The 25,851-nt window shown below is 27.9% G+C and carries 25 protein-coding genes and 2 tRNA genes; 22 read left to right on the top strand and 5 right to left on the bottom strand.

Going from position 1 to position 25,851, the window contains the following annotated elements; translation table 11 throughout:
• Positions 1 to 5 precede the first annotated feature (5 nt).
• From tatB to secF, 6 genes are read left to right on the top strand one after another with little or no spacing between them, the layout of a single operon-like run.
• Positions 6 to 224: a Sec-independent protein translocase protein TatB gene (gene tatB, locus ACTTBI_RS02730; protein WP_440652448.1), complete on the top strand. Its 219-nt coding sequence runs from the start codon at positions 6 to 8 to the stop codon at positions 222 to 224.
• A complete protein-coding gene (gene tatC / locus ACTTBI_RS02725) occupies positions 217 to 987 on the top strand; it encodes a twin-arginine translocase subunit TatC (protein WP_262589221.1) in 771 nt (256 codons plus the stop codon). Before tatB ends, tatC begins: the two co-directional genes overlap by 8 nt.
• On the top strand, positions 980 to 2,239 hold the full coding sequence (gene serS / locus ACTTBI_RS02720) for a serine--tRNA ligase (RefSeq protein WP_440652447.1): 1,260 nt from the start codon (positions 980 to 982) through the stop codon (positions 2,237 to 2,239). Before tatC ends, serS begins: the two co-directional genes overlap by 8 nt.
• A gap of 53 nt (positions 2,240 to 2,292) precedes the next feature.
• On the top strand, positions 2,293 to 2,583 hold the full coding sequence (yajC, locus tag ACTTBI_RS02715) for a preprotein translocase subunit YajC (protein WP_262589219.1): 291 nt from the start codon (positions 2,293 to 2,295) through the stop codon (positions 2,581 to 2,583).
• A 13-nt stretch (positions 2,584 to 2,596) separates the two neighbouring features.
• Complete coding sequence (gene secD / locus ACTTBI_RS02710; protein WP_440652446.1) at positions 2,597 to 4,150, top strand: protein translocase subunit SecD; 1,554 nt, start codon at positions 2,597 to 2,599, stop codon at positions 4,148 to 4,150.
• A complete protein-coding gene (secF, locus tag ACTTBI_RS02705; RefSeq protein WP_440652445.1) occupies positions 4,150 to 5,046 on the top strand; it encodes a protein translocase subunit SecF in 897 nt (298 codons plus the stop codon). The genes secD and secF overlap by 1 nt, the downstream gene beginning before the upstream one ends.
• Here secF and ACTTBI_RS02700 read toward each other — a convergent pair.
• Both ACTTBI_RS02700 and uvrA read right to left on the bottom strand, forming a co-directional pair.
• Positions 5,043 to 5,645 carry a urate hydroxylase PuuD gene (locus ACTTBI_RS02700; protein ID WP_440652444.1) on the bottom strand — a complete coding sequence of 201 codons (603 nt, stop codon included), beginning with the start codon at positions 5,643 to 5,645 and terminating at the stop codon, positions 5,043 to 5,045. The genes secF and ACTTBI_RS02700 overlap by 4 nt on opposite strands.
• Before the next feature lie 50 nt (positions 5,646 to 5,695).
• On the bottom strand, positions 5,696 to 8,548 hold the full coding sequence (gene uvrA / locus ACTTBI_RS02695; RefSeq protein WP_262589215.1) for an excinuclease ABC subunit UvrA: 2,853 nt from the start codon (positions 8,546 to 8,548) through the stop codon (positions 5,696 to 5,698).
• Between the two features lie 89 nt (positions 8,549 to 8,637).
• On the opposite strand from uvrA, the gene ssb reads away from it, so the two are divergent.
• The 6 genes from ssb (at position 8,638) to ACTTBI_RS02665 (ending at position 14,071) form a co-directional block, all read left to right on the top strand.
• Positions 8,638 to 9,090 carry a single-stranded DNA-binding protein gene (gene ssb / locus ACTTBI_RS02690; protein ID WP_262589214.1) on the top strand — a complete coding sequence of 151 codons (453 nt, stop codon included), beginning with the start codon at positions 8,638 to 8,640 and terminating at the stop codon, positions 9,088 to 9,090.
• A 5-nt stretch (positions 9,091 to 9,095) separates the two neighbouring features.
• Positions 9,096 to 11,675 carry a DNA gyrase subunit A gene (gene gyrA, locus ACTTBI_RS02685; protein ID WP_440652443.1) on the top strand — a complete coding sequence of 860 codons (2,580 nt, stop codon included), beginning with the start codon at positions 9,096 to 9,098 and terminating at the stop codon, positions 11,673 to 11,675.
• Positions 11,675 to 12,169: a pantetheine-phosphate adenylyltransferase gene (coaD, locus tag ACTTBI_RS02680; RefSeq protein WP_440652442.1), complete on the top strand. Its 495-nt coding sequence runs from the start codon at positions 11,675 to 11,677 to the stop codon at positions 12,167 to 12,169. Before gyrA ends, coaD begins: the two co-directional genes overlap by 1 nt.
• Positions 12,162 to 12,722, top strand: a complete 561-nt coding sequence (locus tag ACTTBI_RS02675; RefSeq protein WP_440652441.1) for a peptidylprolyl isomerase — start codon at positions 12,162 to 12,164, stop codon at positions 12,720 to 12,722. Before coaD ends, ACTTBI_RS02675 begins: the two co-directional genes overlap by 8 nt.
• Positions 12,723 to 12,730: 8 nt before the next feature.
• The gene (gene tgt / locus ACTTBI_RS02670) at positions 12,731 to 13,843 is read left to right on the top strand and encodes a tRNA guanosine(34) transglycosylase Tgt (protein ID WP_440652440.1); all 1,113 of its coding nucleotides are present in this window, start codon (positions 12,731 to 12,733) and stop codon (positions 13,841 to 13,843) included.
• Positions 13,844 to 13,995: 152 nt separating this feature from the next.
• A tRNA-Lys gene (locus tag ACTTBI_RS02665) sits at positions 13,996 to 14,071 on the top strand.
• 10 nt (positions 14,072 to 14,081) lie between these two features.
• On the opposite strand, the gene ACTTBI_RS02660 is transcribed toward ACTTBI_RS02665, so the two are convergent.
• Positions 14,082 to 14,909, bottom strand: coding sequence for a M48 family metallopeptidase (locus tag ACTTBI_RS02660; RefSeq protein ID WP_440618428.1), 828 nt, complete (start codon positions 14,907 to 14,909; stop codon positions 14,082 to 14,084).
• 112 nt (positions 14,910 to 15,021) lie between these two features.
• Here ACTTBI_RS02660 and ACTTBI_RS02655 point away from each other — a divergent pair, with 112 nt between their 5' ends.
• The gene (locus ACTTBI_RS02655) at positions 15,022 to 15,678 is read left to right on the top strand and encodes a DUF502 domain-containing protein (RefSeq protein ID WP_440652439.1); all 657 of its coding nucleotides are present in this window, start codon (positions 15,022 to 15,024) and stop codon (positions 15,676 to 15,678) included.
• On the opposite strand, the gene recG is transcribed toward ACTTBI_RS02655, so the two are convergent.
• Complete coding sequence (gene recG, locus ACTTBI_RS02650) at positions 15,675 to 17,726, bottom strand: ATP-dependent DNA helicase RecG (RefSeq protein ID WP_440652438.1); 2,052 nt, start codon at positions 17,724 to 17,726, stop codon at positions 15,675 to 15,677. The two genes, ACTTBI_RS02655 and recG, sit on opposite strands and share 4 nt — an antisense overlap.
• Before the next feature lie 23 nt (positions 17,727 to 17,749).
• Between recG and ACTTBI_RS02645 the strand changes: the two genes are divergently transcribed.
• On the top strand, positions 17,750 to 18,007 hold the full coding sequence (locus ACTTBI_RS02645) for a succinate dehydrogenase assembly factor 2 (protein ID WP_440614375.1): 258 nt from the start codon (positions 17,750 to 17,752) through the stop codon (positions 18,005 to 18,007).
• A 5-nt stretch (positions 18,008 to 18,012) separates the two neighbouring features.
• Here ACTTBI_RS02645 and ACTTBI_RS02640 read toward each other — a convergent pair.
• Positions 18,013 to 18,102: transfer RNA gene (locus ACTTBI_RS02640), tRNA-Ser, on the bottom strand.
• Positions 18,103 to 18,187: 85 nt separating this feature from the next.
• On the opposite strand from ACTTBI_RS02640, the gene rarD reads away from it, so the two are divergent.
• From rarD to ACTTBI_RS02600, 8 genes are read left to right on the top strand one after another with little or no spacing between them, the layout of a single operon-like run.
• Positions 18,188 to 19,066, top strand: a complete 879-nt coding sequence (gene rarD, locus ACTTBI_RS02635; protein ID WP_440652437.1) for an EamA family transporter RarD — start codon at positions 18,188 to 18,190, stop codon at positions 19,064 to 19,066.
• A complete protein-coding gene (locus ACTTBI_RS02630) occupies positions 19,053 to 20,054 on the top strand; it encodes a lytic murein transglycosylase (RefSeq protein ID WP_440652436.1) in 1,002 nt (333 codons plus the stop codon). Before rarD ends, ACTTBI_RS02630 begins: the two co-directional genes overlap by 14 nt.
• Positions 20,044 to 20,883, top strand: coding sequence for an SPOR domain-containing protein (locus ACTTBI_RS02625; protein WP_440652435.1), 840 nt, complete (start codon positions 20,044 to 20,046; stop codon positions 20,881 to 20,883). Before ACTTBI_RS02630 ends, ACTTBI_RS02625 begins: the two co-directional genes overlap by 11 nt.
• Positions 20,876 to 22,027 carry a D-alanyl-D-alanine carboxypeptidase family protein gene (locus ACTTBI_RS02620; RefSeq protein ID WP_440614371.1) on the top strand — a complete coding sequence of 384 codons (1,152 nt, stop codon included), beginning with the start codon at positions 20,876 to 20,878 and terminating at the stop codon, positions 22,025 to 22,027. Before ACTTBI_RS02625 ends, ACTTBI_RS02620 begins: the two co-directional genes overlap by 8 nt.
• Positions 22,020 to 22,634 (top strand): dTMP kinase, encoded by a 615-nt coding sequence (gene tmk, locus ACTTBI_RS02615; RefSeq protein WP_440652434.1) that lies wholly within the window; start codon positions 22,020 to 22,022, stop codon positions 22,632 to 22,634. Before ACTTBI_RS02620 ends, tmk begins: the two co-directional genes overlap by 8 nt.
• Positions 22,631 to 23,560 carry an AAA family ATPase gene (locus ACTTBI_RS02610; RefSeq protein WP_440652433.1) on the top strand — a complete coding sequence of 310 codons (930 nt, stop codon included), beginning with the start codon at positions 22,631 to 22,633 and terminating at the stop codon, positions 23,558 to 23,560. Before tmk ends, ACTTBI_RS02610 begins: the two co-directional genes overlap by 4 nt.
• Complete coding sequence (metG, locus tag ACTTBI_RS02605) at positions 23,553 to 25,094, top strand: methionine--tRNA ligase (protein ID WP_440652432.1); 1,542 nt, start codon at positions 23,553 to 23,555, stop codon at positions 25,092 to 25,094. The genes ACTTBI_RS02610 and metG overlap by 8 nt, the downstream gene beginning before the upstream one ends.
• Complete coding sequence (locus ACTTBI_RS02600; protein WP_440652431.1) at positions 25,087 to 25,848, top strand: TatD family hydrolase; 762 nt, start codon at positions 25,087 to 25,089, stop codon at positions 25,846 to 25,848. Before metG ends, ACTTBI_RS02600 begins: the two co-directional genes overlap by 8 nt.
• The last annotated feature ends 3 nt before the right edge of the window (positions 25,849 to 25,851 follow it).

Genomic DNA, 25,851 nt, shown 5'->3' with positions numbered 1-25,851 from the left:
TTTAAATGCCTACTATCGGTTGGTTTGAAATTTTAATTGTTGTTGCTATTGCTATAATAGTTCTTGGTCCAAAGGATTTTCCAGTAATGTTAAAAAAAGCAGGCTCGTGGATCGGATCCGCAAAAAGATACGTTAACAATATTCAAAATGAAGTTTCAAATCTAGAGATAAATGAAGAAAAAATTGATAACGAAATAAAAAAAGAAATTAAAAAAGATGAGTAATGAAGATCAGGAAGGTGGATTTGTAAGTCACCTTACAGAATTAAGAAAAAGATTGATAAATAGCTTTATCTTTTTATTTATCTTTTTTGTGATTTGTTACTTATTTGCAGAACATATCTATGGTTTCCTTGTTGATCCATTTGCAAGAGCTGTAAAAGAAGATGGCTCTGATAGAAGATTGATATTTACAGCTTTACAAGAGACCTTTTTAACATACCTTAAAGTATCATTCTTCACAGCTTTTTTTGTAACTTGTCCTTTTATCTTGATGCAAATTTGGAAATTTATTGCACCTGGTTTGTACAAACATGAAAAGGTAGCAATTCTGCCTTACCTTATATTAACACCAATATTATTTTTTTTAGGAGGTATGCTGGTTTATTATTTGATAATGCCACTTGCGATTAAATTTTTTCTTTCATTTGAAAGCACAGGTCTTTCTACAAATTTACCAATCCAATTAGAGGCTAAAGTTAATGAATATTTATCACTAGTTATGAAATTAATTTTTGCTTTTGGTATCAGTTTTCAGCTACCAGTTGTTTTAAGTTTATTAGCAAGAATTGGAATAGTTGATAGTCAATTTTTAAAAGAGAGGAGAAAATATGTAGTTGTTATTATATTTGCAGCAGCTGCATTGTTAACACCACCAGATCCAATAACTCAAATAGGTTTAGCAATACCTTTATTAATTCTGTATGAATTATCAATATTTTCAGTAAAATTTATAGAAAATAAAAATTTACAAAAAGAAGATGCATAACATTAAAGAAATACGAAAAGATTTTTCTAAATTCCAAAAATCTCTTGAAAAAAGAAACTTAGAAGTAGATTTTGAAAAAATACAAAAATTGGATGAACAAAATAGAAATTTAATTCAAAAAAAAGAAAGTTTAGAAAAAGAAAAAAAAGATATTTCTAAATCAAAAGATGAGAGCTTGTTTAAGAAATCTAAAGAAATTAGCAGGGAACTCGACAAAATTGTAGAAGATCAAAAACAAATTAAGTTTGATTTAGATAGTATATTGTCTAGCATACCTAATATACCGCATGAAGATGTTCCAAATGGTAAAGATGAAAATGATAACAAAGAAATATTTAAATCAGGAGAGATACCTAATTTAGAATTTAAACCTAGAACACATTATGAATTGGGTGAAAAACTAAATATGCTTGATTTTGATTTAGCTACAAAAACTACTGGTTCAAGATTTGTATTTGTTAAAGATAAATTGGCTCTTTTAGAAAGGGCAATATCAAATTTTATGCTTGATACACATATTCATCAAAATGGTTATCAGGAGATATCGCCACCATTAATGGCATCAGAAAGCACTATGTACGGCACTGGACAGTTGCCAAAATTTGAAAATGATCAGTTTGAAATTAAATTTGACGAAGGTTCAGATAGAAAATTTTTAATACCAACAGCAGAGGTAATTTTAACCAATATTGTTAAAGATAAAATGATTGATCTTAATAATTTACCAATGAGATTTGTTGCTTCAACACCTTGTTTTAGAAAAGAAGCTGGAAGTTATGGAAAGGATACAAGGGGTATGATTAGGCAACATCAATTTTACAAAGTTGAAATGGTAAGCATTGTTGAGAATGAAAAATGTTTAGAAGAATTAGAGAGAATGACAAATTGTGCTACTGACATACTAGATAAATTAGAGTTACCTTATCGAAAAGTAATTTTATGTTCAGGTGATATGGGTTTTAGCGCAGAGAAGACCTATGATATTGAGGTATGGTTGCCATCAGAAAATAAATATAGAGAAATATCATCATGTTCATCTTGTTCAACGTTTCAAGCACAGCGTATGAAGGCAAGATATAAAAACAATAATAAGGAAAATGTTTTTGTGGGTACATTGAATGGAAGTGGTTTAGCTGTTGGAAGAACTCTGATTGCAATTATGGAAAACTATCAGCAAAAAGATGGTTCTATTATAATTCCTAAAGTTCTAAGACCTTATATGAACAATATGGAATTGATTTCCAACAATTAAAGTTGTTTTAATTAGTTAGATGGTATAAGAATGCCATAATTTAAAGGAGATTTATGGAAGGTTCAGGAATAGGTCAATTTATACCTCTAATTTTAATTTTTGTTATTTTTTATTTTTTCTTAATCAGACCACAGCAAAAAAAAGTTAAAGAGCATAAAGCAATGGTCGAAGGTTTAAAGAGAGGTGATAAAGTAGTCACTTCAGGTGGTATAACAGGAAGAGTAGAAAGATTAATTGATAACGACAAAGTAGAAGTTGAAATAGCTGAAAATGTTAAAGTAGAAATTGTTAAAGCTACAGGTATTCAAAGTCTCTTAAACAATACTCCAGAAGTTAAAAAATAATCAATTAAGATAAGTGCTTTATTTTTCTAAACTAAGAATCTTATTTGTAACTTTATTTTCTTTATTATTTATTTTAATTGCGTCATCAAATTTATTTAAGTTTGATGATAGTTTTTTTAATAAGAAAATAAATCTTGGTCTAGATTTACAAGGTGGTTCTTATCTTTTACTTGAAATTGATAATGAGCCTGTAATTGAACAAAAATTACAAAATTTAACAACTACTATTAGAAATTATTTCAAAGAGAAAAACATCAAAGTTAATAATATTAAAATTGATAATCAAAATATTTTTTTCAATGTTGCTGATTTAGACAAACAAGCAGTACTAGATGTGTTTCAAGATGAAAATAGTGATCTAAATCCTTATTACCCAAGATTTAAATCACACCAACTTGATATCGAAGATAATGGTATCAATTTAAAAGTAAGTTTTTCAAGACAAGGTATAATCAATCTTAAAACTTCATCGCAAGATCAAGCTATAGAAATTGTAAGAAGAAGGGTAGATGAAGTCGGTACTAATGAACCAAATATTTTAAAAAGAGGTAATGATAGAATCCTTGTTGAACTTCCTGGGTTAGATGATCCTCAAAGAATTAAATCACTATTAGGAAAAACAGCAAATCTTACATTTAGATTTGTAACCAATGATGAAAGTGACAGATTTGGTGTTGAGAAGTTAAAATTTGAAGATGGCTTAGAAGAAGCAACAGTAAGCAAAAGAATAATCATCAGTGGTGAAAATCTATTAGATGCACAACCAAAAATGGACACTCAAAACAATCAAACTATTGTGTCATTTACATTAGATAGAGTAGGTGCCAAAAGATTTGGTAAAGCAACATCTACTGGTATTGGAAAACAATTGGCCATTGTTTTAGATGGAAAAATAATTAGTGCACCTGTTATTAGAGATACAATAGCAAGTGGATCCGGACAGATCAGTGGGGGATTTACTTTCCAAAGTGCTACAGATTTAGCTTTATTATTAAGATCTGGAGCTTTACCAGCTCCTTTAGAGATTATAGAGGAAAGAACTGTAGGCCCTGATCTAGGACAAGATTCAATTAATGCAGGAATGATCGCTTTAGCCATAGGTTTTTTATTAGTTATTATTTTTATGTTTGTGAAATACAAAGTGTTTGGATTAATCACTAACGTAACATTAATAATAAATTTATTTTTATTACTTGGTATTTTAACTTTATTTGAAGCAACACTAACTCTTCCTGGTATAGCTGGTATAATTTTAACTGTTGGAATGGCAGTTGATGCAAATGTTTTAATCTTTGAGAGAATTAAAGAAGAACTTAAAGATGAAAGTAATAATATTTTAGCTTTTGATGGGGGTTACACAAAATCAAGAACGGCAATTATTGATGCAAATATTACCACTTTATTAGCAGCTATAATTTTATTTTTTATGGGGTCTGGTCCAGTAAAAGGATTTGCTGTTACTCTAGGTGTAGGAATATTTACAACTTTATTTTCAGTTTATTTTATAGCAAGATTGTTCACTAGTCTTTATGTGACAAGAAATAAAAATAAGGAAAAGCTAATCTAATGATAGCCTTTAATAAATACTATAATCACTTTAACATACTATCTATACTTTTAGTTACAGCATCACTTTTATTACTAATTTTTAAAGGTTTAAATTACGGTATTGACTTTAAAGGTGGAACATTGATTGAACTAAGGTCATCAGATAGCAAAATTAGCGTAAGTTCGTTGAGAGATAAATTTAATCAAATGGATTTAGGAGATGTTTCTGTTAAAAAATTTGGAAATGATACTGATTTTCTAATTAAATTTGAAAATAAAGATAATAAAAAAAATATTATTGAAGAAATTAAAAAGGATTTAGATAGTTCTTTTGGAAATAACTATGACTTTAGAAGAGTTGAAAACGTAGGTCCTAAAGTAAGCGCTGAATTGCTTAAAGCTGGCGTGATTGCAATTTCTTTATCTCTAGCTGTAATGCTTATTTATATTTGGATACGTTTCGAGTGGCAATTTAGTTTGGGTGCTATTTTGGCTCTATTTCATGATGTAATAGTAACATTGGGAATTTTTTCATTATTTAGTCTTGAGATTAATTTATCAATCATTGCAGCTGTTCTAACTATTGTTGGTTATTCTATGAATGACACTGTTGTAATTTTTGATCGTGTTAGAGAAAATTTGAGAAAATATTCAGACATTAAAATTTTTGAATTAACAAACATTTCAATTAATGAGACTTTATCTAGAACAATAATAACCTCAGCTACAACATTGTTAGCTTTATTAGCAATATTCTTTTTTGGTGGTGAAATTTTAAAAGGTTTTTCTTTAGCAATGATTCTTGGTGTTGTGTTTGGAACCTATTCTTCGATTTATATAGCTAATACAGTTTTAGTTAGATTAAGAGTTTCACAAAAAACAGTCTTAAGAGAAGACGATAATAAAACAGTTTAATATAAGTTTTGAGCAGCTACCATTGAAAGTAACATTGGTAGAGATAAAAGTGTATTTGTTCTTGAAAACAACATTGCAGTTTTAGCTGACTTAGCTTTTGTTTCTGGATCAGCTTCAACTATTCCTAAAGCTCTTTTTTGGTTTGGCCAAATCACAAACCAAACATTGAATGCCATAACAATTCCCAACCACATACCAATTCCTATTGCAGTATGTTTTGGAACACCCGATCCAATGCTTAAAGTCATAGCATCATGTAAATATCCATTTAACAAAGCTAGAATTAATCCTGAAAGAACAGTAAACGCAGCTGCCCATCTAAAATAAAATAATGCAGCAGGAGCAATTACTTTTCCAATAGCAGGTTTTTGTTCATCAGGTATTTTTCCCATATTTGGAATTTGAACAAAATTAAAATACCACAATAATCCTATCCACATTATTGCAACAACAACATGAATGTATCTAAATAACCAGCTCCAGAAAAGAGTATCGAATGCAATACCATCATTTAAATAGGAGAGACCTAAAAACAATATGATTGCCAACGCAAGCGATGCATGAATTGTTTTAGATAGTGAAGATAATAAACTACTCATGATTCTTAATCAATATACACTAAATTTAGATTTTTTATAAGTTTTTATATTTAGTACAAAAGTGGTTTTAAAAACTGACCTGTGTAGCTTTCTTTTACTTTGCAAACTTCTTCGGGTTTACCTTCTGCAACAATTTTTCCACCTTTAACACCGCCCTCAGGACCCATATCAACTATATGATCAGCTGTTTTTATAACATCTAAGTTATGCTCTATTACAACTACGGTGTTTCCTAATTTCACGAAGGTGTGAAGAATCTCTAGTAATTTTTTAATATCGTGCTGATGTAGTCCAGTTGTTGGTTCGTCTAATATGTACATGGTTCTACCAGTAGATCTTTTTGATAATTCTTTAGCTAGTTTAATCCTTTGTGCTTCACCACCTGATAGTGTAGTGGCTTGTTGTCCAATTTTAATGTAACCAAGTCCAACTTTTTTTAGGGTTAATAATTTAGATTTAATATTTGAAATGTTTTCAAAATATTCACAACCTTCATCAACAGACATATCTAAAACATCGGCTATACTTTTTCCTTTAAACTTAATCTCTAAAGTTTCTCTGTTGTATCTCGTTCCTTTACACTCATCACACTGAATATAAACATCTGGCAAAAAGTGCATTTCATAAGTAATAACTCCATCACCTTCACAGGCTTCACATCTACCGCCTTTAACATTAAATGAGAATCTTCCTGGTTTATAACCTCTAGTTTTAGACTCGGGTAAACTAGTAAACCAATCTCTTATAGGACCAAAAGCTCCAGTATATGTAGCTGGGTTAGATCTTGGAGTTCTACCAATAGGGGATTGATCTATATCAATAATCTTATCAATTAATTCGACACCCTTATAACCTTTAAATGCTTTTGGAGTTTTTCTAGCTTTATTATTAAGTGTTAAGTTTAATGCATGAAATAATGTTTGTAATACTAATGTAGATTTACCACTACCTGAAACACCTGTTACACAAGTGAATGTGCCTGTAGGAATTTTAAGATTAACATTATTTAAATTATTCCCACTAGCACCATTTATTTCTACAAATCTTCCATTTTTGGCTAATCGTCTAGTTTTAGGAATTTCAATCTTTTGTTTATTTGCAAGATACTGTCCCGTTATACTCTTCTTATCTTTTTTAAGTTCTTCATAAGTTCCTTGAGCTGTAATTTGACCACCATTCGTACCTGCTTCAGGTCCAAGATCAATAATATGATCTGCGTTTTCCATAGTTTCAGTATCATGTTCAACAACAATTACTGTATTCCCAAGATCTCTTAGTCTTTTTAATGCATTTATTAATTTAACATTATCTTTTTGATGCAAACCAATTGATGGTTCATCTAAAACATATAATACTCCTGTTAAACCAGATCCAATTTGTGATGCTAATCTAATTCTTTGAGCTTCTCCTCCTGATAAAGTTCCAGACTCTCTTGAAAGTGTTAAGTAATCTAAACCAACATTAAGTAAGAAATTTAATCTTTCATTTATTTCTTTTAGGACATGTTCTGCAATTTTAAATTGCCTTTTATCTAAATTATTTTCTAAGCTTTTAAACCATTCAGCGGCATCATGAATTGATTTTTTAGTAACCTCACTAATATTTAAATCATTAATCTTAACACATAATGCTTCTTCTTTAAGTCTATCACCATTACAAGCTTCACATGCGGTATCAGATTGATATTCGGCTATTGCTTCTCTTTTCCACTCACTATCAGATTCCAAGAAACGTCTTTCAAGATTATTAATCACTCCTTCAAAGGTTTTTTTATATGAATATTTTTCATATCCATCATCATAATTAAATTTAATTTCGTCCTCATCTGAACCATATAAAATTATATCTTTTATTTTTTTTGGAAGCTTTTTCCATTTTTCATCAAGAGAAAATTCATAATGTTTTGCAAGAGAAGCCAAAGTTTGCGCATAATATAAAGTTGTCGATTTAGCCCATGGTTCAATTGCTCCATCCGCTAAACTTTTACGATCATCTGGAACTACTAAATTTGGGTCTACATTTAATTTCATTCCTATACCTTCACATTCTTCACAAGCACCATAGGGACTATTAAATGAAAACAATCTTGGTTCTATTTCTTCGATAGTAAAACCACTTTCTGGACAAGCAAACTTTGTGGAGTAAATTAATTTTTCAATTTTTCTAAATTTTTGAGGAAGAGTTTCATCTTCGTATTCAACAAAAACTAATCCATTAGCTAAATTTACAGCTGTTTCTACGCTTTCAGCTAATCTGTTTCCAAGTTTTGAATTAAGTACAATTCTATCAACTAGAATTGAAATATCGTGTTTTAATTTTTTATCTAAGTTAGGAGATTTTTCTATATCGTATAATACATTATCAATTTTTATTTTTCTAAATCCACGTCTCTTATAGCTTAAAATATCTTTTTTATATTCACCCTTACGACCCCTAACTACTGGAGCATAAATATAAATTGTAGATTTTTTTGGTAATTTTTTAATTAAATCAACAATTTGAGTAATTGTTTGAGAGGTTATTGGCTTACCTGTAAAAGGAGAATAGGGTATGCCTGCTCTTGCATAAAGTACCCTCATATAATCATAAATTTCTGTAACAGTTGCAACAGTTGATCTGGGATTTTTTGAAGTGTTTTTTTGTTCGATTGCTATGGCTGGACTTAAGCCTTCAATTAAATCAACATTAGGCTTTTTCATTTTATCTAAAAATTGACGAGCATAAGCAGATAAGCTCTCGACATATCTTCTTTGACCTTCTGCATAGATGGTATCAAAAGCTAATGAAGATTTTCCTGACCCAGACAAACCTGTTATCACTACAAATTTATCTTTTGGAATTTCTACAGTCACATTCTTCAAATTGTGTTCTTTAGCGCCCTTAATAACTATCTTTTTCATCATATTTTTAGTTGCTTTGAGTCAATAAAATTAATATTCAGAAGAATTGTGATATAAATCTTATTAATTAATTTAACAAATATTAAAATATTATGGCTGGAAGTTTAAATAAAGTATTATTAATTGGTCGTTTGGGCGCAGACCCTGAAATTAAACAAATGGTAAACGGAAAGAGTGTAGCTAGACTAAGTCTTGCAACCAGTCAAACATGGAAAGATAAAAATACTGGTGAAAGAAAAGAAAAAACTGAATGGCACCGTATAGTTGTATTCAATGAAGGATTGGTAAATGTTGTTCAACAATATTTAAAAAAAGGCGCACAAGTTTATGTAGAGGGACAACTGACAACACGTAAATGGAAAGATGAACAATCTGGCCAGGATAAGTATTCAACAGAAATTGTTATACAAGGTTACAATTCTTCACTTACAATGTTAGGTGGAGGAAATACAGGTGGTGGAATTCAGAATGACACAACTCAACAAAACAATATTGAGGATTCTTCTCAAGTGTCAAACGATATGGATGACGAAATACCATTTTAATTTCTATGCAAAAAACTGAAGAACCAAAAGATAAGAATATTAATCTAATCTCTATGCATGACGAGATGAGCTCGTCTTATTTGTCTTATGCTATGAGTGTTATTGTAAGTCGTGCATTACCTGATGTAAGAGATGGATTAAAACCAGTTCATAGAAGAATTCTTTATGCAATGTACAAAGGTGGTTATGATTGGTCTAAACAATTCAGAAAATCAGCAAGAATAGTCGGGGATGTAATTGGTAAATATCATCCTCATGGTGATCAATCAGTATATGATGCTTTAGTTAGGATGGTGCAAGATTTTTCAATGAGCTTACCTTTAGTTCAAGGACAAGGTAATTTTGGATCCATAGATGGTGATCCAGCTGCTGCTATGAGGTATACCGAAACAAGATTATCAAAAGTTTCACAATATTTGATTGATGATATCGAAAAAAATACGATTAGTTTTAAAAGTAATTATGATGAAACTGAGAAAGAACCTAGCGTATTACCGGCGCAATTTCCAAATTTGTTAGTTAATGGGGCTGGAGGTATAGCTGTTGGAATGGCAACTAGTATTCCTCCTCATAATCTAGGTGAGATAATTGATGGCACATTAGCTTTAATAGACAATAAAGATATTAAAATAAAAGAGCTAATGAAACATATTCCAGGACCAGATTTTCCTACTGGAGGTGTAATAATCGGTAAAGATATAATTAAACAAGGTTACAACAATGGTAGAGGCTCATTTAAAATTAGAGGTGAAGTATCAGTTGAAAGCTTAAAGAATGGTAGAGATAGATTAGTAATCACTTCAATTCCATACCAAGTAAATAAAGCTGTACTAAATGAAAGAATTGCACAATTAGTTAGAGAAAAGAAAATTGAAGGTATTAAAGACATAAGAGATGAGTCTAACAGAGAAGGTATAAGAGTTGCTATTGATTTAAGAAACGGTGTTGAGCCAGAAACAATTAAAAGACAACTTTACAAAAATACTCAAATAGAGAGCTCTTTTGGTTTTAACACTTTAGCAATAGTAGAAGGGAAACCAAAAACATGCACATTAAAAGAATTTCTTTCTAATTTTTTATCTTTTAGAGAAGATGTAGTAATCAAAAAAACAAAATTTGATCTTCAAAAAGCAGAGGAAAGAGCTCATATCTTAATTGGTCTATCTGTTGCAGTAGAAAACTTAGATAAAATTATAAAAATCATTAGATCTTCCAAAACACCTGAGGATGCAAAAAATGCTATTCTTAAAACTAAATGGAAAATAAACAAATCACAAAAGCTAATTTCTTTAGTAGAGGGAAAAAAAGGTAAAAATATTTATTCTTTATCTGAACCACAAGTTTTAGCTATCTTAGAATTAAGATTACAGAAGTTAACAGCTATTGGTATAAACGAAATTGAAGTTGAGATTAAAAAATTAGCTGAATTAATTGCAAAATATAAAAAAATTATATCCTCTAAAAAAGAGCTTTTGAGAGTAATAAGCGAAGAATTAAAAAATATTAAAGAAAAATTTGCTTTTCCTAGAAGAACTAAAATTATTGATGCGGTATTAAATTACGACATCGAAGAAACAATCCAAAAACAATCTGTAATTATTACAGTAACTTTACAAGGGTATATTAAAAGAGGATCATTAAATAATGTGAAGCAACAAAAAAGGGGTGGAAAAGGTAAATCTGGAATTACTACCAGAGATCAAGACTCTGTAATACAAACTCTTTCGGTAAATACACATACATCAGTTTTATTTTTTTCAACAGAGGGGCTTGTTTATAAAATTAAAGCTTGGAAAATACCTGAGGGATCATCGGCTTCAAAAGGTAAATCCTTATTTAATATTCTTCCGCTAAAGAGTCATCAATCCATTAGTTCAATTATGCCAATGCCTGATGAAGATACAGACTCAAAAAATTATCAAATTATTTTTGCAACATCACAAGGTAAAGTTAGAAAGAATAGTTTAGAGGATTTTTCATCCATTAATGCTTCAGGAAAAATTGCAATGAAACTTGACAACAATGATAAAATTGTTGGAGTTAAAATTTGTAAAGATGATCAAGACATAATTCTAAGTACTAAATTTGGAAAATGTATCCGTTTTGAAGCTAGAAAATTAAGAGTATTTAAGGGAAGGTCTTCTAAAGGAATAAAAGGTATTGAACTTGCTTCTGGAGATCAAATTGTTTCATTATCAGTAATTTATAATGATAAATTGAGTAAAAATGGAAAAAAATCAAAAGATGAAAAATCAGAATTAAAAGCAAAAGAAAAATTTGTTTTAGCAATTAGTGAAAACGGTTATGGTAAAAAGACTTCTCATATTGACTACAGAGTTACTAATAGAGGAGGAAAGGGCATTATTGGAATTATAAATTCACCAAGAAATGGAAATATAACATCATCTTTTCCTGTATTTGAAGGTGATGAAATTCTAATATCTACAAATAAAGGAAGAGTTATTAGAGTGGCGGTTAAAGAAATAAGAACTGCTAGTAGAAATACCCAAGGTGTAAGAATAATAAAATTATCTGGTGATGAAAAAGTTGTTTCTGCAATTAAGATTGATGATAATTTAATTTAATGAGTAAAATTGCTATTTATCCAGGAACTTTTGATCCAATCACTTTTGGTCATATAGATGTTATTAAAAAAGCACTAAAGCTTTTTGATAAAATAGTAGTTGGTGTTTCGGATGTAAGTAATAAAAATTATTTATTCTCTTCTGAAGAAAGAATAGAAATTGTAAATAAAGCTTTATTCAAGGATTTAAAATTAAATAAAAAAAAAATTATCGTTGTTTCCTTTGGTTCACTAACTACAGATTTGTGCAAAAAATATAAATCAAATATCATATTGCGTGGCTTAAGAGCCGTATCTGATTTTGAATATGAATTTCAACTTGCAGGAATGAATAGAAAGCTTAACCAAAATATTGAAACAATTTTTTTAATGTCAGATGTAGAAAATCAAATTATATCTTCTAGATTTGTTAAAGAAATTGTAAAATTGAATGGAAATATTCAAAAATTTACTACCAAAAGCACAATAAAATCTTTAAAAGAAAAATATGAATAGAATTTTATTGTACATATTTATTTTATTTTTTATTAGTGCAAATCAATTAATAGCTGAGGAGAATATAATGATTTTAAAACTTAAAGATGGTGATGTAAAAATTGAATTATTTGAGGACGTGGCACCAAACCATGTCAAAAGAATTAAAGAATTAGCTAACAGTGGAAAATATGACAACGTTGTATTTCATAGAGTGATAGATGGTTTCATGGCTCAAACAGGTGATGTTAAATTTGGAAATTCAGAGTCTAAAGAATTTGACTTAAGAAGAGCAGGTATGGGTGGATCAGATATGCCTGATTTAGAGCAAGAGTTTAATAGTTTACCTCATGACAGAGGCACATTATCTATGGCTAGAGCTCAAGATCCAAATAGCGCAAATAGCCAGTTTTTTATTTGCTTTCAACCAGCTCCTTTTTTAGACAGACAGTATACTGTTTTTGGTAAAGTTGTTGAAGGAATGGAGTTTGTAGATAAAATTAAAAGAGGTGACCAAAATAATAATGGCGCTGTAACAGCTCCTGATAAAATTATAAGCTTTAAATCTTTGTAAAATATTAAATGGCATTAAAAAATTTTGCCTTTAAAGTTTTAAACAAAGACAAATTTGCTAGACGTGGTGTTATAGAAACTCATAGAGGTGAGGTTAATACACCAGCATTTATGCCTGTTGGTACACAAGCAACAGTTAAAGCTTGTACAATCGATGATATAAAGAAAACTGGATCAGAAATAATACTATCTAACACATATCATTTAATGATCCGTCCTGGAGTAGAAAGAGTTGAGTCAGCAGGTGGTTTACATGAGTTCATGAATTGTGATTTGCCAATACTTACAGACTCAGGTGGTTTTCAAGTAATGTCTCTATCAAAGTTAAATAAAATAGATCGCGAAAAAGGGGCCATATTTAATTCACACGTCGATGGAAAAAAATTTTATTTAAGTCCTGAAGAAAGTATTAGGATTCAATTGGGTTTAAACTCAGATATTGTAATGATAATGGATGAGTGTCCAAAAAAAACTAAAGATTATAATTTAATAAAAAAATCTATGGATCTATCTTTGTATTGGGCTGAAAGATCTAAAAAGGCATTTGGAAACAATCCTCACAAAGCTTTATTTGGAATTATTCAAGGAGGATTATTTAAAGATTTAAGATTAAAATCCCTTGAAGGACTTATAAAGATTGGATTTGATGGCTATGCAGTTGGAGGATTAGCTGTAGGTGAAACTCAAGATGAAATGTTTACCACTCTTGATGGTATTAAGGAACATTTACCAGATGAAAAACCTCATTATTTAATGGGTGTTGGTACACCATCAGATATTTTAGGAGCTGTAAAAAGAGGTATAGATATGTTTGATTGCGTTCTTCCAACTAGATCAGGTAGAACAGGTCTTGCTTTTACTTGGAATGGAAGGGTAAATATTAAAAATAACAAATATCAAAATGACAACACGCCGTTAGATCCTAATTGTGAAAATTTAAATTTAAATAAATATTCAAAAAACTATTTAAATCATTTGTTTAATACCAATGAAATATTAGCATCAATGTTATTAACACTTCATAATATAAATTTTTATCAAGAATTAATGTCTGAAATCAGAAAAAATATTATGAGTAATACCTTCGATGAATTTCACGATAAATACATTGATAAGTTGTAGTTTTATTAACTGTGCTATTATGTGTACAACTTTGTAATGAAAACCCCTCATTTATAACGAATTCTTTTTGTAAAATTTACATTGAACGAATTGAAATATTAAAATTTATCTGTATACAAACCATATTCATTTTCATAAAAATGAATCTTTGTGGGCCGTTAGCTCAGTTGGTAGAGCAATTCCCTTTTAAGGAATGGGTCGATGGTTCGAGTCCATCACGGCTCACCACTTTTTGAATTTAACTTATTTCAATTGGTGGATAATCAAGAATTACCTCATTCATCCAATCATTTAACTGTTTAATTCTAGTGTCAGATGAAGGGTGAGTACTCATAAATTGTGGAGGTTCTTTTCCTTTATTAAATTCTTTCATTCTTTCCCAAATTTTAACTGTCTCTCTAATATCATATCCTGATAAAGATGAAAAAATCATACCAAGATAATCAGCTTCGCTTTCTTGTTTTCTGTTAAATGGATTCATTAATCCAATTTGAGATAGTAGGCCAACTGTATCCATTCCAGTTGTTCTGTTGATATCTGATAATATACCTCCACTTGCAATATCAATAATTCTGGTACCTGTGTTAAGTAAAACTCCTCTACTTGCTCTTTCAACAGAATGTTTGGCAACAGCATGAGCAACTTCATGTCCCATTACTGCAGCCAGACCATTAGTATTTTTTGTTACATCAAGTATACCTGTATAAACTGCAATTTTCCCTCCAGGCATACACCAAGCATTTCTAACTTTTTTATTATCAATTAATATATATTCCCAATCAAAGTTAGCAGTTGGATCATTTAAATTAGATCTATAGAAATATTCACTAATTGAATCTTCCATTTTTTTTCCAATTTCTTTTATTTCATTTAAAGTTTTTGTGTCATCACTCATTTTCTCTTTTTCTTTAACTTTCTCATAAATTTGAGCAGCTTGAGCATTTAATTTAGCTTCAGGTATTAATTTTAATTGTTTTCTGTCAGTAATTGGAGCACTTGTGCACGAAGGTAGAAGTAAGCTTCCACAACCACATCCAACATATGTTAAAAATTTTCTTCTATTCATTTCATTCTAAAATTGGTAATAATTTATCATTATGAATCTTAATAATAAAATTTTAGTTGTATTATTTATCATTGCAATAATTTTTGTTACATATTCTAGTTATAGTTAATAAATGAAAGAAACCAAAAAGAAACCTATAAAAAAAAGAGAAATTATAGGTCTATGGTTTTATATTTTATCTTTAAAAATTAGGAATTATTTTTTTACAGGTGTTGTCGTTTTAATACCAATAGGACTAACTATTTATTTAAGTAAATTTTTAATAAATACGTCTTCAAAAATTTTACCGTCTCAAATAAATCCAAATTATTATTTGCCATTTAATATACCTGGCCTAGAGATAATTATTTCAATTATTTTCATAACAATCATTGGTTTCATATCTTTATCTTATTTAGGAAAAAAATTTCTTCAGTTAATAGACAGTTTATTCAAAAAAATACCACTACTAGGAACTTTTTGGTCTGCAATTAAACAAATGTCACAATCTTTTAAAGAAAGTGGCAGTAAAAGTAAGAGTGTTGTTCTTGTTGAATATCCAAGAAAAGGTGTTTGGGCTGTAGGTTTTGCAACTAAAGAAAATTCTGGAGAAATTGCTGAAAAAACAAATCAAAAATTAATAAACGTATTTGTTCCAACAACTCCAAATCCAACAAGTGGTTTTTTGCTAATGTTCCCAAAAGATGACGTTATATTTTTAAACATGACTTTTGAAGAAGCTTCTAAATTTATTGTGTCGGCCGGAACAACAACAGCTGAAAAAAATTAAGCTATATCGTTAATTATATCTGCTCTATCGTACAATTTAATTAAAGGTTTGAACTTACTTAAATTTTCATTTTCAAGTTCAATTCTTTTTATTTCTTTTTCAGCTAATTCAAATAAGTCACTATTTTGAATTGGGTCTGCTAATTTGAAATTTTTAACACCACTTTGTTTAAAACCCAGAATATCACCGAAACCCCTTATCTTCATATCTTCCTCAGAAATAACAAATCCGTCATTAGTTTCTTTTAATATATTTATTCTTTTTTTAGCATTTTCACTCAAATTTGACTTAAACATCAAAATACACGTTGCTTCTTTCTCTCCACGACCAACCCTACCTCTTAATTGGTGGAGCTGAGATAGGCCAAACTTATTTGCATTTTCAATTACAATTACATTTGCATTTGGAAAATCTATTCCAACCTCTATAATGGTCGTAGATACTAATATTTTAAATTCTTTATTTAAAAATCTTTTTAAAATTTCATCTTTTTCATTTATATCTGTTTTTCCATGAAGAATAGAGACTTGTTTAGGGAATAATTTTTTTAAATATTCAAATTTTTGAATTGCAGAAGTATGATCTAATTTTTTAGACTCCTCAATTAATGGACAGACCCAAAATATTTGATTTCCTGAATTAATTTCTTTTTTTATAAATTTAATTACATCATCAATTTTACTTTCTAATTTACTGTAAGTTTTTATCATTTTACGGTTTTTAGGTTTTTCTCTAATAATTGATAAATCCATATCACCATAAATTGTCATTGTTAAAGTTCGTGGAATAGGTGTGGCAGTCATCAATAATACATCACAATCATTCCCACCTTTGTCAGATAATCTTTTTCTTTGATTAACACCAAACTTATGTTGTTCATCAATAATAATTAATCCTAATTTTTTAAATCTAACTGTTTTTTGAAAAATAGCATGAGTACCAAAAATTATATTAATCTTATTATTTATTAGTTCATTGAGGATTAATTTTTTTTCTTTGTAGCTAGACTTACCAGAAATTAACTCTGTTGATATGTTTGATGGAAAAATTTTTTTTGCTAAATTATAATGTTGTCTTGCTAATATTTCAGTAGGGGCCATAACAGCTACTTGAAAACCAGAATTGATAGTATTGAATGCAGCTAATAATGAAACAATTGTTTTTCCACTTCCAACATCTCCTTGTAATAATCTAAACATTTTAGTTGAGGATGATAAATCCTCATTAATTTCATTAATTGATTTAATTTGATCATCAGTTAATGCAAAATCTAATTTATTAATAAGTTGTTTTTGTTTATTTAAATTAATAATTTTATTTTTTTTCTTAACTTTCTTAATTTTTTTTCTTATTTCTGAATTAACTAAAAATGTTGCAAATATTTCATCATATGCAAGTCTTTGATAAAAATGATCTTTGTATTTTCCTATATTTTCATGCTTGTGTAATTCTCTAATAGCATCATTCCAATTGATATTATTGAATTTATTTAAAATTTTACTTGAGTGCCATTCTTTTAGGTTCGGTAATTTATCTATTATTTGTTTTATGATTTTATTATAAATTTTTTCAGATATTCCCTCAGTTAATGAATATTTATTATGAACTTGTTTAATTAAACTTGAGTCTTCAGATACATATTTAGGATTGGTTATTTGATATTTATTTTTAAAGTAGCCAATTTTCCCACTTACAGTTATTTCTTTTCCTAAAGGTAATATTTTTTTAATATATCCCTCATAACTATTAAAAAAAACACAATCTAGCTCACCTGTTTCGTCTGAACACCTAACTCTATTTGGTAATTTTCTAATTCTTGGAAACAAATATTTATTTGCTACAACAGTAACAGTTTGATTTTCACCAATTTTTAAATCTTTTACTTTTGTTGACAAACTTCTATCTGTATAAGCCTTTGGAAGTTTCCAAAGTAAATCAAAAATATTATTTATATTCTTTTTCTTAAGTAAATTTGTTGTTTTTACACCTACGCCATTTAAAGCTGTTAGATCAGATAATAAATATTCAAAATTAGTTTTATTATCCATGATAAATTAATTATATTCTAATAATGAGCCTCAATATAGATGAATTAAAAAAAAAAATTATTTATCGTTCCAATTATCGAGGTACCAAGGAGATGGATAAGCTCTTAGGTAAATTTGTAAAAAAATACATCAATGATTTGCAAAAAGAGGATTTAATTGATCTAGATAAATTTCTTAATATTGATGACACAAATTTGTATAATTTCTATAATGGTTTTGATACTGAATTCGAAATAGAAAAAAACAATATAAGCTTATTGTTTAAAAATTTTAAATATTAAGTTGATGGCGGAGAGACTGGGATTCGAACCCAGGAAAGAGTTGCCCCTTTGCCGGTTTTCAAGACCGGTGCTTTCAACCACTCAGCCATCTCTCCGTGAGCAAGGTTTTATAATTATAATTATTTAATTCAACCATAAAATAGTCGAAAAAAACTCATTAACGACTAATATCAAAGCTACATGAACAAAGAATTTAATAAAGGCCTTTTACTTGCTGGATTTGGATCTTTTTGGTGGGGTTTTTTTGGGGTTTTATATTTTAAATATATTACTTTTATTGGCTATATTGAGCTAGTAGTCCACAGATGTTTATGGACTACTTTGACTTTAATATTAACAACTTTCTTTTTTTCAAAGTGGGATATTTTTTTTAAGATAATTAAAAGTAAACAAAATTTAATTTACCTTTTTATTTCAGGTTTTTTGATTTTTATGAATTGGGGTGTATGGATTTACGCAATCGCTACCAACAGAATAATAGATGCGAGTTTTGGTTATTTTATAATGCCAATATTAAGTGTTCTTCTTGGTTATATTTTTTTTAAGGAAAAATTAAATAATAAAAGAATCTTTTCAATTACTTTAGTTATTTTATCAATTTTATATTTAATTTTTGTAAGTTTAAAATCGCTTCCCTGGGTCGGTATACTTGTAGCACTAAGTTGGGGCTTTTATAATTTAGTAAGAAAAAAGGTTAATGTTGATACTGATATTGGACTTTTAATAGAAAGTTTATTTATATTGCCAATTGCAATTGGCGCATTCTATCTAATTGCAGTTAATGGTTACAATGATTTCTCGTTATCCAACCCTCCAATGATGTTAATAATATTGTTGGCAGGTCCAATGACGGTAATACCTTTATTTTTATATGTAAGAGGAGTTGAATTATGTGGATTAGGTCCGACTGGGATGATTTTCTATATCACACCAACTCTTCAATTTTTACTAGGTTTTTTTTATTACGATGAAGTTTTCTCATTTAATAAACTAGTAAGTTTCATTTTAATCTGGATTGCTGTAATAATATATTTGAGAGATTTATATGAAACTAATTAAACTTATACTTATTTTATCTCTTTATTTTCATTCAAACACTTTAGCAGATATCAATATAGAATTCGAAAAATGGAAAAATAATTTCAAAAAAATTGCTCTAGAAAATAATATTTCTGTAGCAACATTTGATCTAGTTATGTCTAATACTAAGTTTTTACCCGATGTAATTAAATATGATAGATATCAACCAGAATTTTATGAAGATACAAAAACTTACATATCAAAAAGAACCTCTGACCAAAAACTAAAAAAAGGAAAAAAACTTTATATAGATAATTTAAATTTAATTACCTCTGTTGAAAATGAATTTAACATAGAAAAAGAACTTCTCTTATCATTAATGGGTATAGAAACAAATTTTGGAACTTATGTTGGTAAAATGGACATTCTTTCTTCACTAGCTACATTAAGTTTTGACAAAAGAAGATCAGAATTTTTTACCAAAGAACTTTTAATACTTTTAAATTTAATTGAGAAAAATCAAATTGATTATAAAACATTATATGGATCTTGGGCTGGTGCTTTTGGTTACTTCCAATTTATGCCTTCTACTATGAAAAATTATGCAACAGATTATGATGGCAATGGTTCAATAAATTTAAAAAGTAACCCTGATGCGTATGCTTCAGCGAGTAATTATTTAAAGAAAATAGGTTGGAAATCTAATGAACCATGTTTTTATAGAATTGATTTAAACAATGATATTCCAAAAAAATATTTAAATATTTCTGCAAAAAAATTACATGATAAGAAACAATTAAAGTTTTTTAGACAATACATTCAGAACAATTCAATTATTTCAAATAATTATGATGAATTAGAAGTTGCAATAATAACACCAGATAAAGATATAATTCCTGATGCGGAAACATTAAATCCAGCTTATGTGGTATTTAATAATTATGAAATAATTTTACAATGGAATAGATCTTTAAGATTTGCTTTAGCCGTCTGCACATTGAAGGATAAATTCAAAGATGAACTTTAAAATAATATTGCAATTATTGTTGTTTATTATTTTTATTGGATGCAAACAATTAGAAACAACTCAAAAAAAAACTATTAAGACAGAACCAGATACATCTACAGCAGAAACAACTTTAAAATCTTCAGATGAAGATGAAGAAGATAGTTCTAAATATATTTTTGATAGAGAGTATACCAACCAAGGCTTTGCATTAATTTACGACGAAAATCTTTTTAATAAAAAAAGTATTTCAAAAAAACTCGATAACAGAGCTTTGTTTATTTTTCATACCAAAATTAGAAAAAATTCTTTTGTGAAAATTACTAACCCTGAAAATACAAAAACTGTTATTGCGCAAGTGATATCTAATAAAGCAATTTTTTCAAATTTTTATAATTCAGTAATCACCAAAAGAATTGTTGATGAATTATTGCTTGATGAAAATGAACCCTATGTTGAATTATCTCTAATTTCTAATGAATCAACTTTTGTAGCAAAAAAAGCTAAAACGTTTGATGAAGAAAAAAAAGTAGCTCAAAAGGCTCCTGTGGATGGAATAACCATAGATAATTTAGGAACTGTAGAGAAAAAGGAATTGCCTAAGACTTCTCAAAGTAATTTTCTATATTCAATTAAAATTGCAGATTTTTATTATAAAGATTCAGCTGAAAATATGATCCAAAGAATTAAGGATGAAACAAAGATAACAAATCCTGTTATAAAAAAATTATCTCAAACAAAATATAGGGTATTATTAGGTCCATTTAATGATATAAAAAAAATTCAAGAGTCATTTGACGAAATAGAAAAACTAAATTTTGAAAACCTAAAAATTATTAAAGATGTTTAAAAAATTAAATTTAATTATTTTAATATTCATTTTATTTGCATCTAAATCATTTGCTAATTTTGATGTGAAAGCAAAAACTGCAATAATTCAAGATTATCATTCTGGTGAAATTCTTTTTGAAAAAGAGGCGGACTTATCAATTTATCCTGCATCCATGACGAAAATCATGACCTCAATCATTGCCTTTGACTTAATTAAGTCAGGAGATTTAAGTATGGATGAAAAATTTATCATTTCAGAAAAAGCTTGGCGATTATCTACATCAGGTTATTCCTCAATGTTTATTATGGTAGGTGATGAGGTTTCTGTCGAAAATTTACTAAAAGGTATAATCATAGCATCCGGTAATGATGCTTGTATTGCATTAGCAGAAGGTATAGCGGGTACTGAAGAAGAGTTTGCAATCTTAATGACAGCAAAAGCTAAAGAGTTAGGAATGGACAATACAAACTTTTCTAATTCATCAGGAATTAATCACCCTGATAATAATTCAACAGTTAGAGACATAATGATCATGTCTAGATACTTAATTAAAGAACATCCAGAATTTTATAAAATGTTTGCTGAAAAAGAATTTACTTGGGATAGAACAGGAGGAGATCCAATAACACAAGGTAATAGAAATCCTTTGCTATATAAAAATCTTGGAGCAGATGGTATCAAAACTGGTTATTTAGCTGTAGAAAAATATTCATTAGCTTCGTCTATAGAGAGAAATGGAAGAAGATTAATTGCTGTTGGCAGTGGTTTTAATTCAAAAAACGCCAGATCAAAAGAAAGTACTAAAATGTTAACTTATGGACTTACAAATTTTGATTTAGTTAAAATTACTGAAGCTAATAAACCTTTTCAAAAAATTGACGTATGGTTGGGAAAAGAAGATACAGTTGATGTTTATACAAATGAAGATATTTACAAAACTATTAAAAAGGCCAAAAAAAAATTATTAAAGGTTTCTGTTAATTATGATGGTCCTGTAGAAGCACCAATAAACAAAGATCAAAAAGTTGCAACATTAAAAGTAGTTTATGACCAAGAATTAGTAGGTGAGTATGATTTGCTTGCTTTAAAAGAAATTAAAAAAGTAAATTTCTTTTCTAGATTGCTTAAATCATTAAACTACTTAATTTGGGGCGATGTCTAAGAAGCCAATAATTGTTTTTGAAGGTATAGAAGGCAGTGGCAAAAGTCATCATATTAAAATTGTTTCAAGATATTTCGACAAAAATAAAGTTAAATATTTAAGAATTAGAGAACCTGGAGGGAGTTTAAATTCTGAAAAAATTAGAAAATTAATTTTAAATAAGAATTCCAATTTTAATGTAAAAACTGATTTGCTTTTATATCTAGCTGCCAGAAGTGAAAATATTAATCTTATTAAAAAATATTATAAAAAAAGAGTTATTTTAATTGATAGATTTATAGACTCTACAATTGCTTATCAGCATTATGGCATGGGTGTTGATATTAAAATTATAAACATAATTAATAAATATTTATTAAAAAATATTAAGGTTAATTTTACATTTCTTAATGTTGTAAATAAAAAAAATCTTTTCTTAAGATTGAAAATGAGAAAATCTTTGAATAGATATGATCAATTTAATAGCAGTTTCTATAACAAAGTTCAAAATGGATTTCTTAAGTTATCAAAACTAAATAAGAAAAAATATAAGATAATTGATTCAAATTTAGATATTAAGAAAAATGAAAAATTAATTATCAATCAAGTTAAAAAGTTAATTAAATGAATCTAAATTCATCTACACAACAGAATTTGTACGAACATCAAGAGATTTTCAACTATTTATCTAAATTATATTTAAATAACAAATTACCAAATAAAATACTTTTATCTGGTGAAAAAGGTATTGGTAAAGCAACATTAGGTTATCATCTAATAAACTTTGTATTATCAGAAAATGAAGAACATTCTTATGATGTTGAAAATAATAAAATTAATTTAGAAAATAAATCATTCAAACTTATACAAAATAAATCTAATCCAAATTTTAATCTTATAGACGTAGCTGAAGATAAAAAAAACATTGATATAAATCAAATAAGAGAATTAATTGTTAATCTAAATAAATCTTCATTTAATAATAAAAAAAGATTTGTTTTATTAGATAATATAGAATTATTAAATTTAAATTCTATTAATGCATTACTAAAAGTCTTGGAAGAACCTAACGAAAATATTAATTTTATCTTAATTAATAATAATAAAAGAGTTTTACCAACTCTTAAATCTAGATGTTTAAATTTCAAAATTTTTCTAACGAATGCTCAATCTATTGAAATTGTTAATAAATTAATAAACGATGATGTTTATAATTTTATAAATCAAGATTTAGTAAATTACTTTACAACACCAGGTAAATTATATGAATTATTAAATCTTACAGAAAACTTTGATTTAAATCTCAAGGATTATAATTTAGACACTTTTTTGCAAAGTTTAATATCAAGTAAGACTTACAAAAAAAACAAACCAATTATTCAATTAATCTATTCTTTTATTGAAGTTTATTTTAGAAACAATATATCTACGAAAAATATTAAATTATTTCACCATTATCATTACTTTTTAAAAAAAATTAATGATACTAAAATTTATAATTTAGACGAAGAGACATTATTTATGGAATTTGAAGATAAAGTTTTAAATGGATAAAAATTTTTATATTACAACACCTATTTACTATCCATCAGCTAAACCTCATATGGGTCACGCCTACTCAAGTATAGCTGCTGATTTTTTTGCAAGATTTAAAATCATTGATGATTATGCAGTACATTTTTTAACCGGTACAGATGAGCATGGTTTAAAAATTCAAAGATCAGCTGAACGAGCAGGGGAGACTCCTCAAAAATTTTGTGATCAAATAAGCAAAACTTTTCGAGATCTTTCAGATACTCTAAATTTATGCAACACTGATTTTATTAGAACAACCGAAGAGAGGCATAAAAAAACAGTGCAATATCTTTGGTCTGAACTTGAAAAGAATGATGATATTTATCTATCAAATTATTCTGGTTGGTATTCAGTATCAGATGAAGCTTTTTATAGCGAAGATGAGATAGAAGAAATAGATGGTAAAAAAATAGCTATATCATCAAAATCACCTGTCGAATGGATTGAAGAAGAGTCGTATTTTTTTAGACTCTCAAAATGGGAAAAACCTCTTTTAAAATATTATGAAGATAATCCTGATTTTATTTATCCAGAGTCTCGACGAAATGAAGTTATTAGTTTTGTAAAAAGTGGTCTAAAAGATCTATCAGTTAGTAGGAAAAGTTTTTCATGGGGTATACCAGTTCCAAGTAATAAAAATCATGTAATTTACGTTTGGCTAGATGCACTTACAAATTATTTAAGCGCACTAAATTACCCAAATAAAGATGATGAATTATTCAAAAAATTTTGGCCTGCATCAATGCATTTAATTGGCAAAGATATACTTAGATTTCATGCTGTTTATTGGCCAGCTTTTTTATTAGCTGCCAAGATTGAAGTACCAAAAAGAGTTTATGGTCATGGTTGGATTTTATCCGGGGAGGAAAAAATGTCCAAATCTAAAGGGAATATTTTGGATCCATTAGAAATAATTGATGAGTATGGGTTAGATCCATTAAGATATTATCTAATCAAAGAAGTTTCTTTTGGCAATGATGGTAATATTTCTCAAGAAAGATTGGAAGATTGTATAAACAGTGATTTAGCAAATAACTATGGTAATTTATGTCAAAGAGTTACCGCTTTTGCGATCAAAAATTGTGATGGAAAAATTCCTTCTGAAATTAAATTTCTAGATGAAGATTTGTTAATTTTAGACAAGTATAAAAAAAATTTAGATAATATTAGATCTAAAATTGATCATCAAAATATTAACTTTTATATAGACTACATTGTTAATTCACTATTTGAGGCAAATAAATATTTTAATGATCAAGAACCGTGGAAAAAAAAAGATGACCAAATCAGATTAAACACAATTGTCTATACTACATTAGAAATTGTTCGAAAAATAAGTTTCTTATTATATCCAATTATTCCAGAGTCTTCTTTAAAAGCACTAAAAATTTTTAATATTAATGAAGATCAAATAAAATTAAATTCCCTTACAGATAATGAGTATTTAACTAAAGGAAATAATATTAATAAAATTGATATATTATTTAAAAAAATAGAAAAAAATAATGATTGATTCCCATTGTCACTTAGATCACGAACCTTTGTTGAGTGATTTAACAAATGTTTTACAAAGGTCAAAAGATGTGGGTGTTGAAAAACTATTAACAATATCAACGTCTCATGAAAGTTTCTCTAGAGTTAAGGAACTAGTTAATAGAGATGAGATGATTTATGGTACAATTGGAATTCATCCACATGAAAGTTCTACAAACATAATTACTGCCAATGAAATTATTGATAACTTAAAAAATAACAAAAAAATTATAGGTATTGGTGAAACTGGATTAGATTTTTATTATAATAATAGTGAAAAAGATAAACAAATTGCCAGTTTTAAAGAACATATAGAAGCTTCAATAAAGACCAATGTTCCTCTAATTGTTCATTCAAGAAATGCTGAAGACGAAACATTTGAAATTCTAAATCAATATAAAGATGAGAATATTAAAATTTTAATGCATTGTTTTACTGGTTCAAAAGAATTTTCAGAAAAATTATTATCTTTAAATTCTTACTTTTCTGCTAGTGGAATAATTACTTTTAAAAATTCAGTTGATTTACAAGAGACATTTAAATCAATCCCAAATGAAAATATTTTAATTGAAACCGATAGTCCCTTTTTGGCGCCAGTGCCAAATAGAGGAAAAAAAAATGAACCATCATTTATCAATTTTACAGCTGAAAAATTAGCTGAAATAAAGAATATTTCAAAAAAAGAACTGATAGAGATTACTACAAATAATTTTAATAAACTTTTTTTTAATTAACAA

This window comes from Candidatus Pelagibacter sp. HIMB1542 (assembly GCF_052047835.1).
GTDB lineage: Bacteria > Pseudomonadota > Alphaproteobacteria > Pelagibacterales > Pelagibacteraceae > Pelagibacter.
The sequence above is the reverse complement of the archived record's forward strand: the minus strand, read 5'-3'. Positions and strand labels throughout refer to the sequence as shown.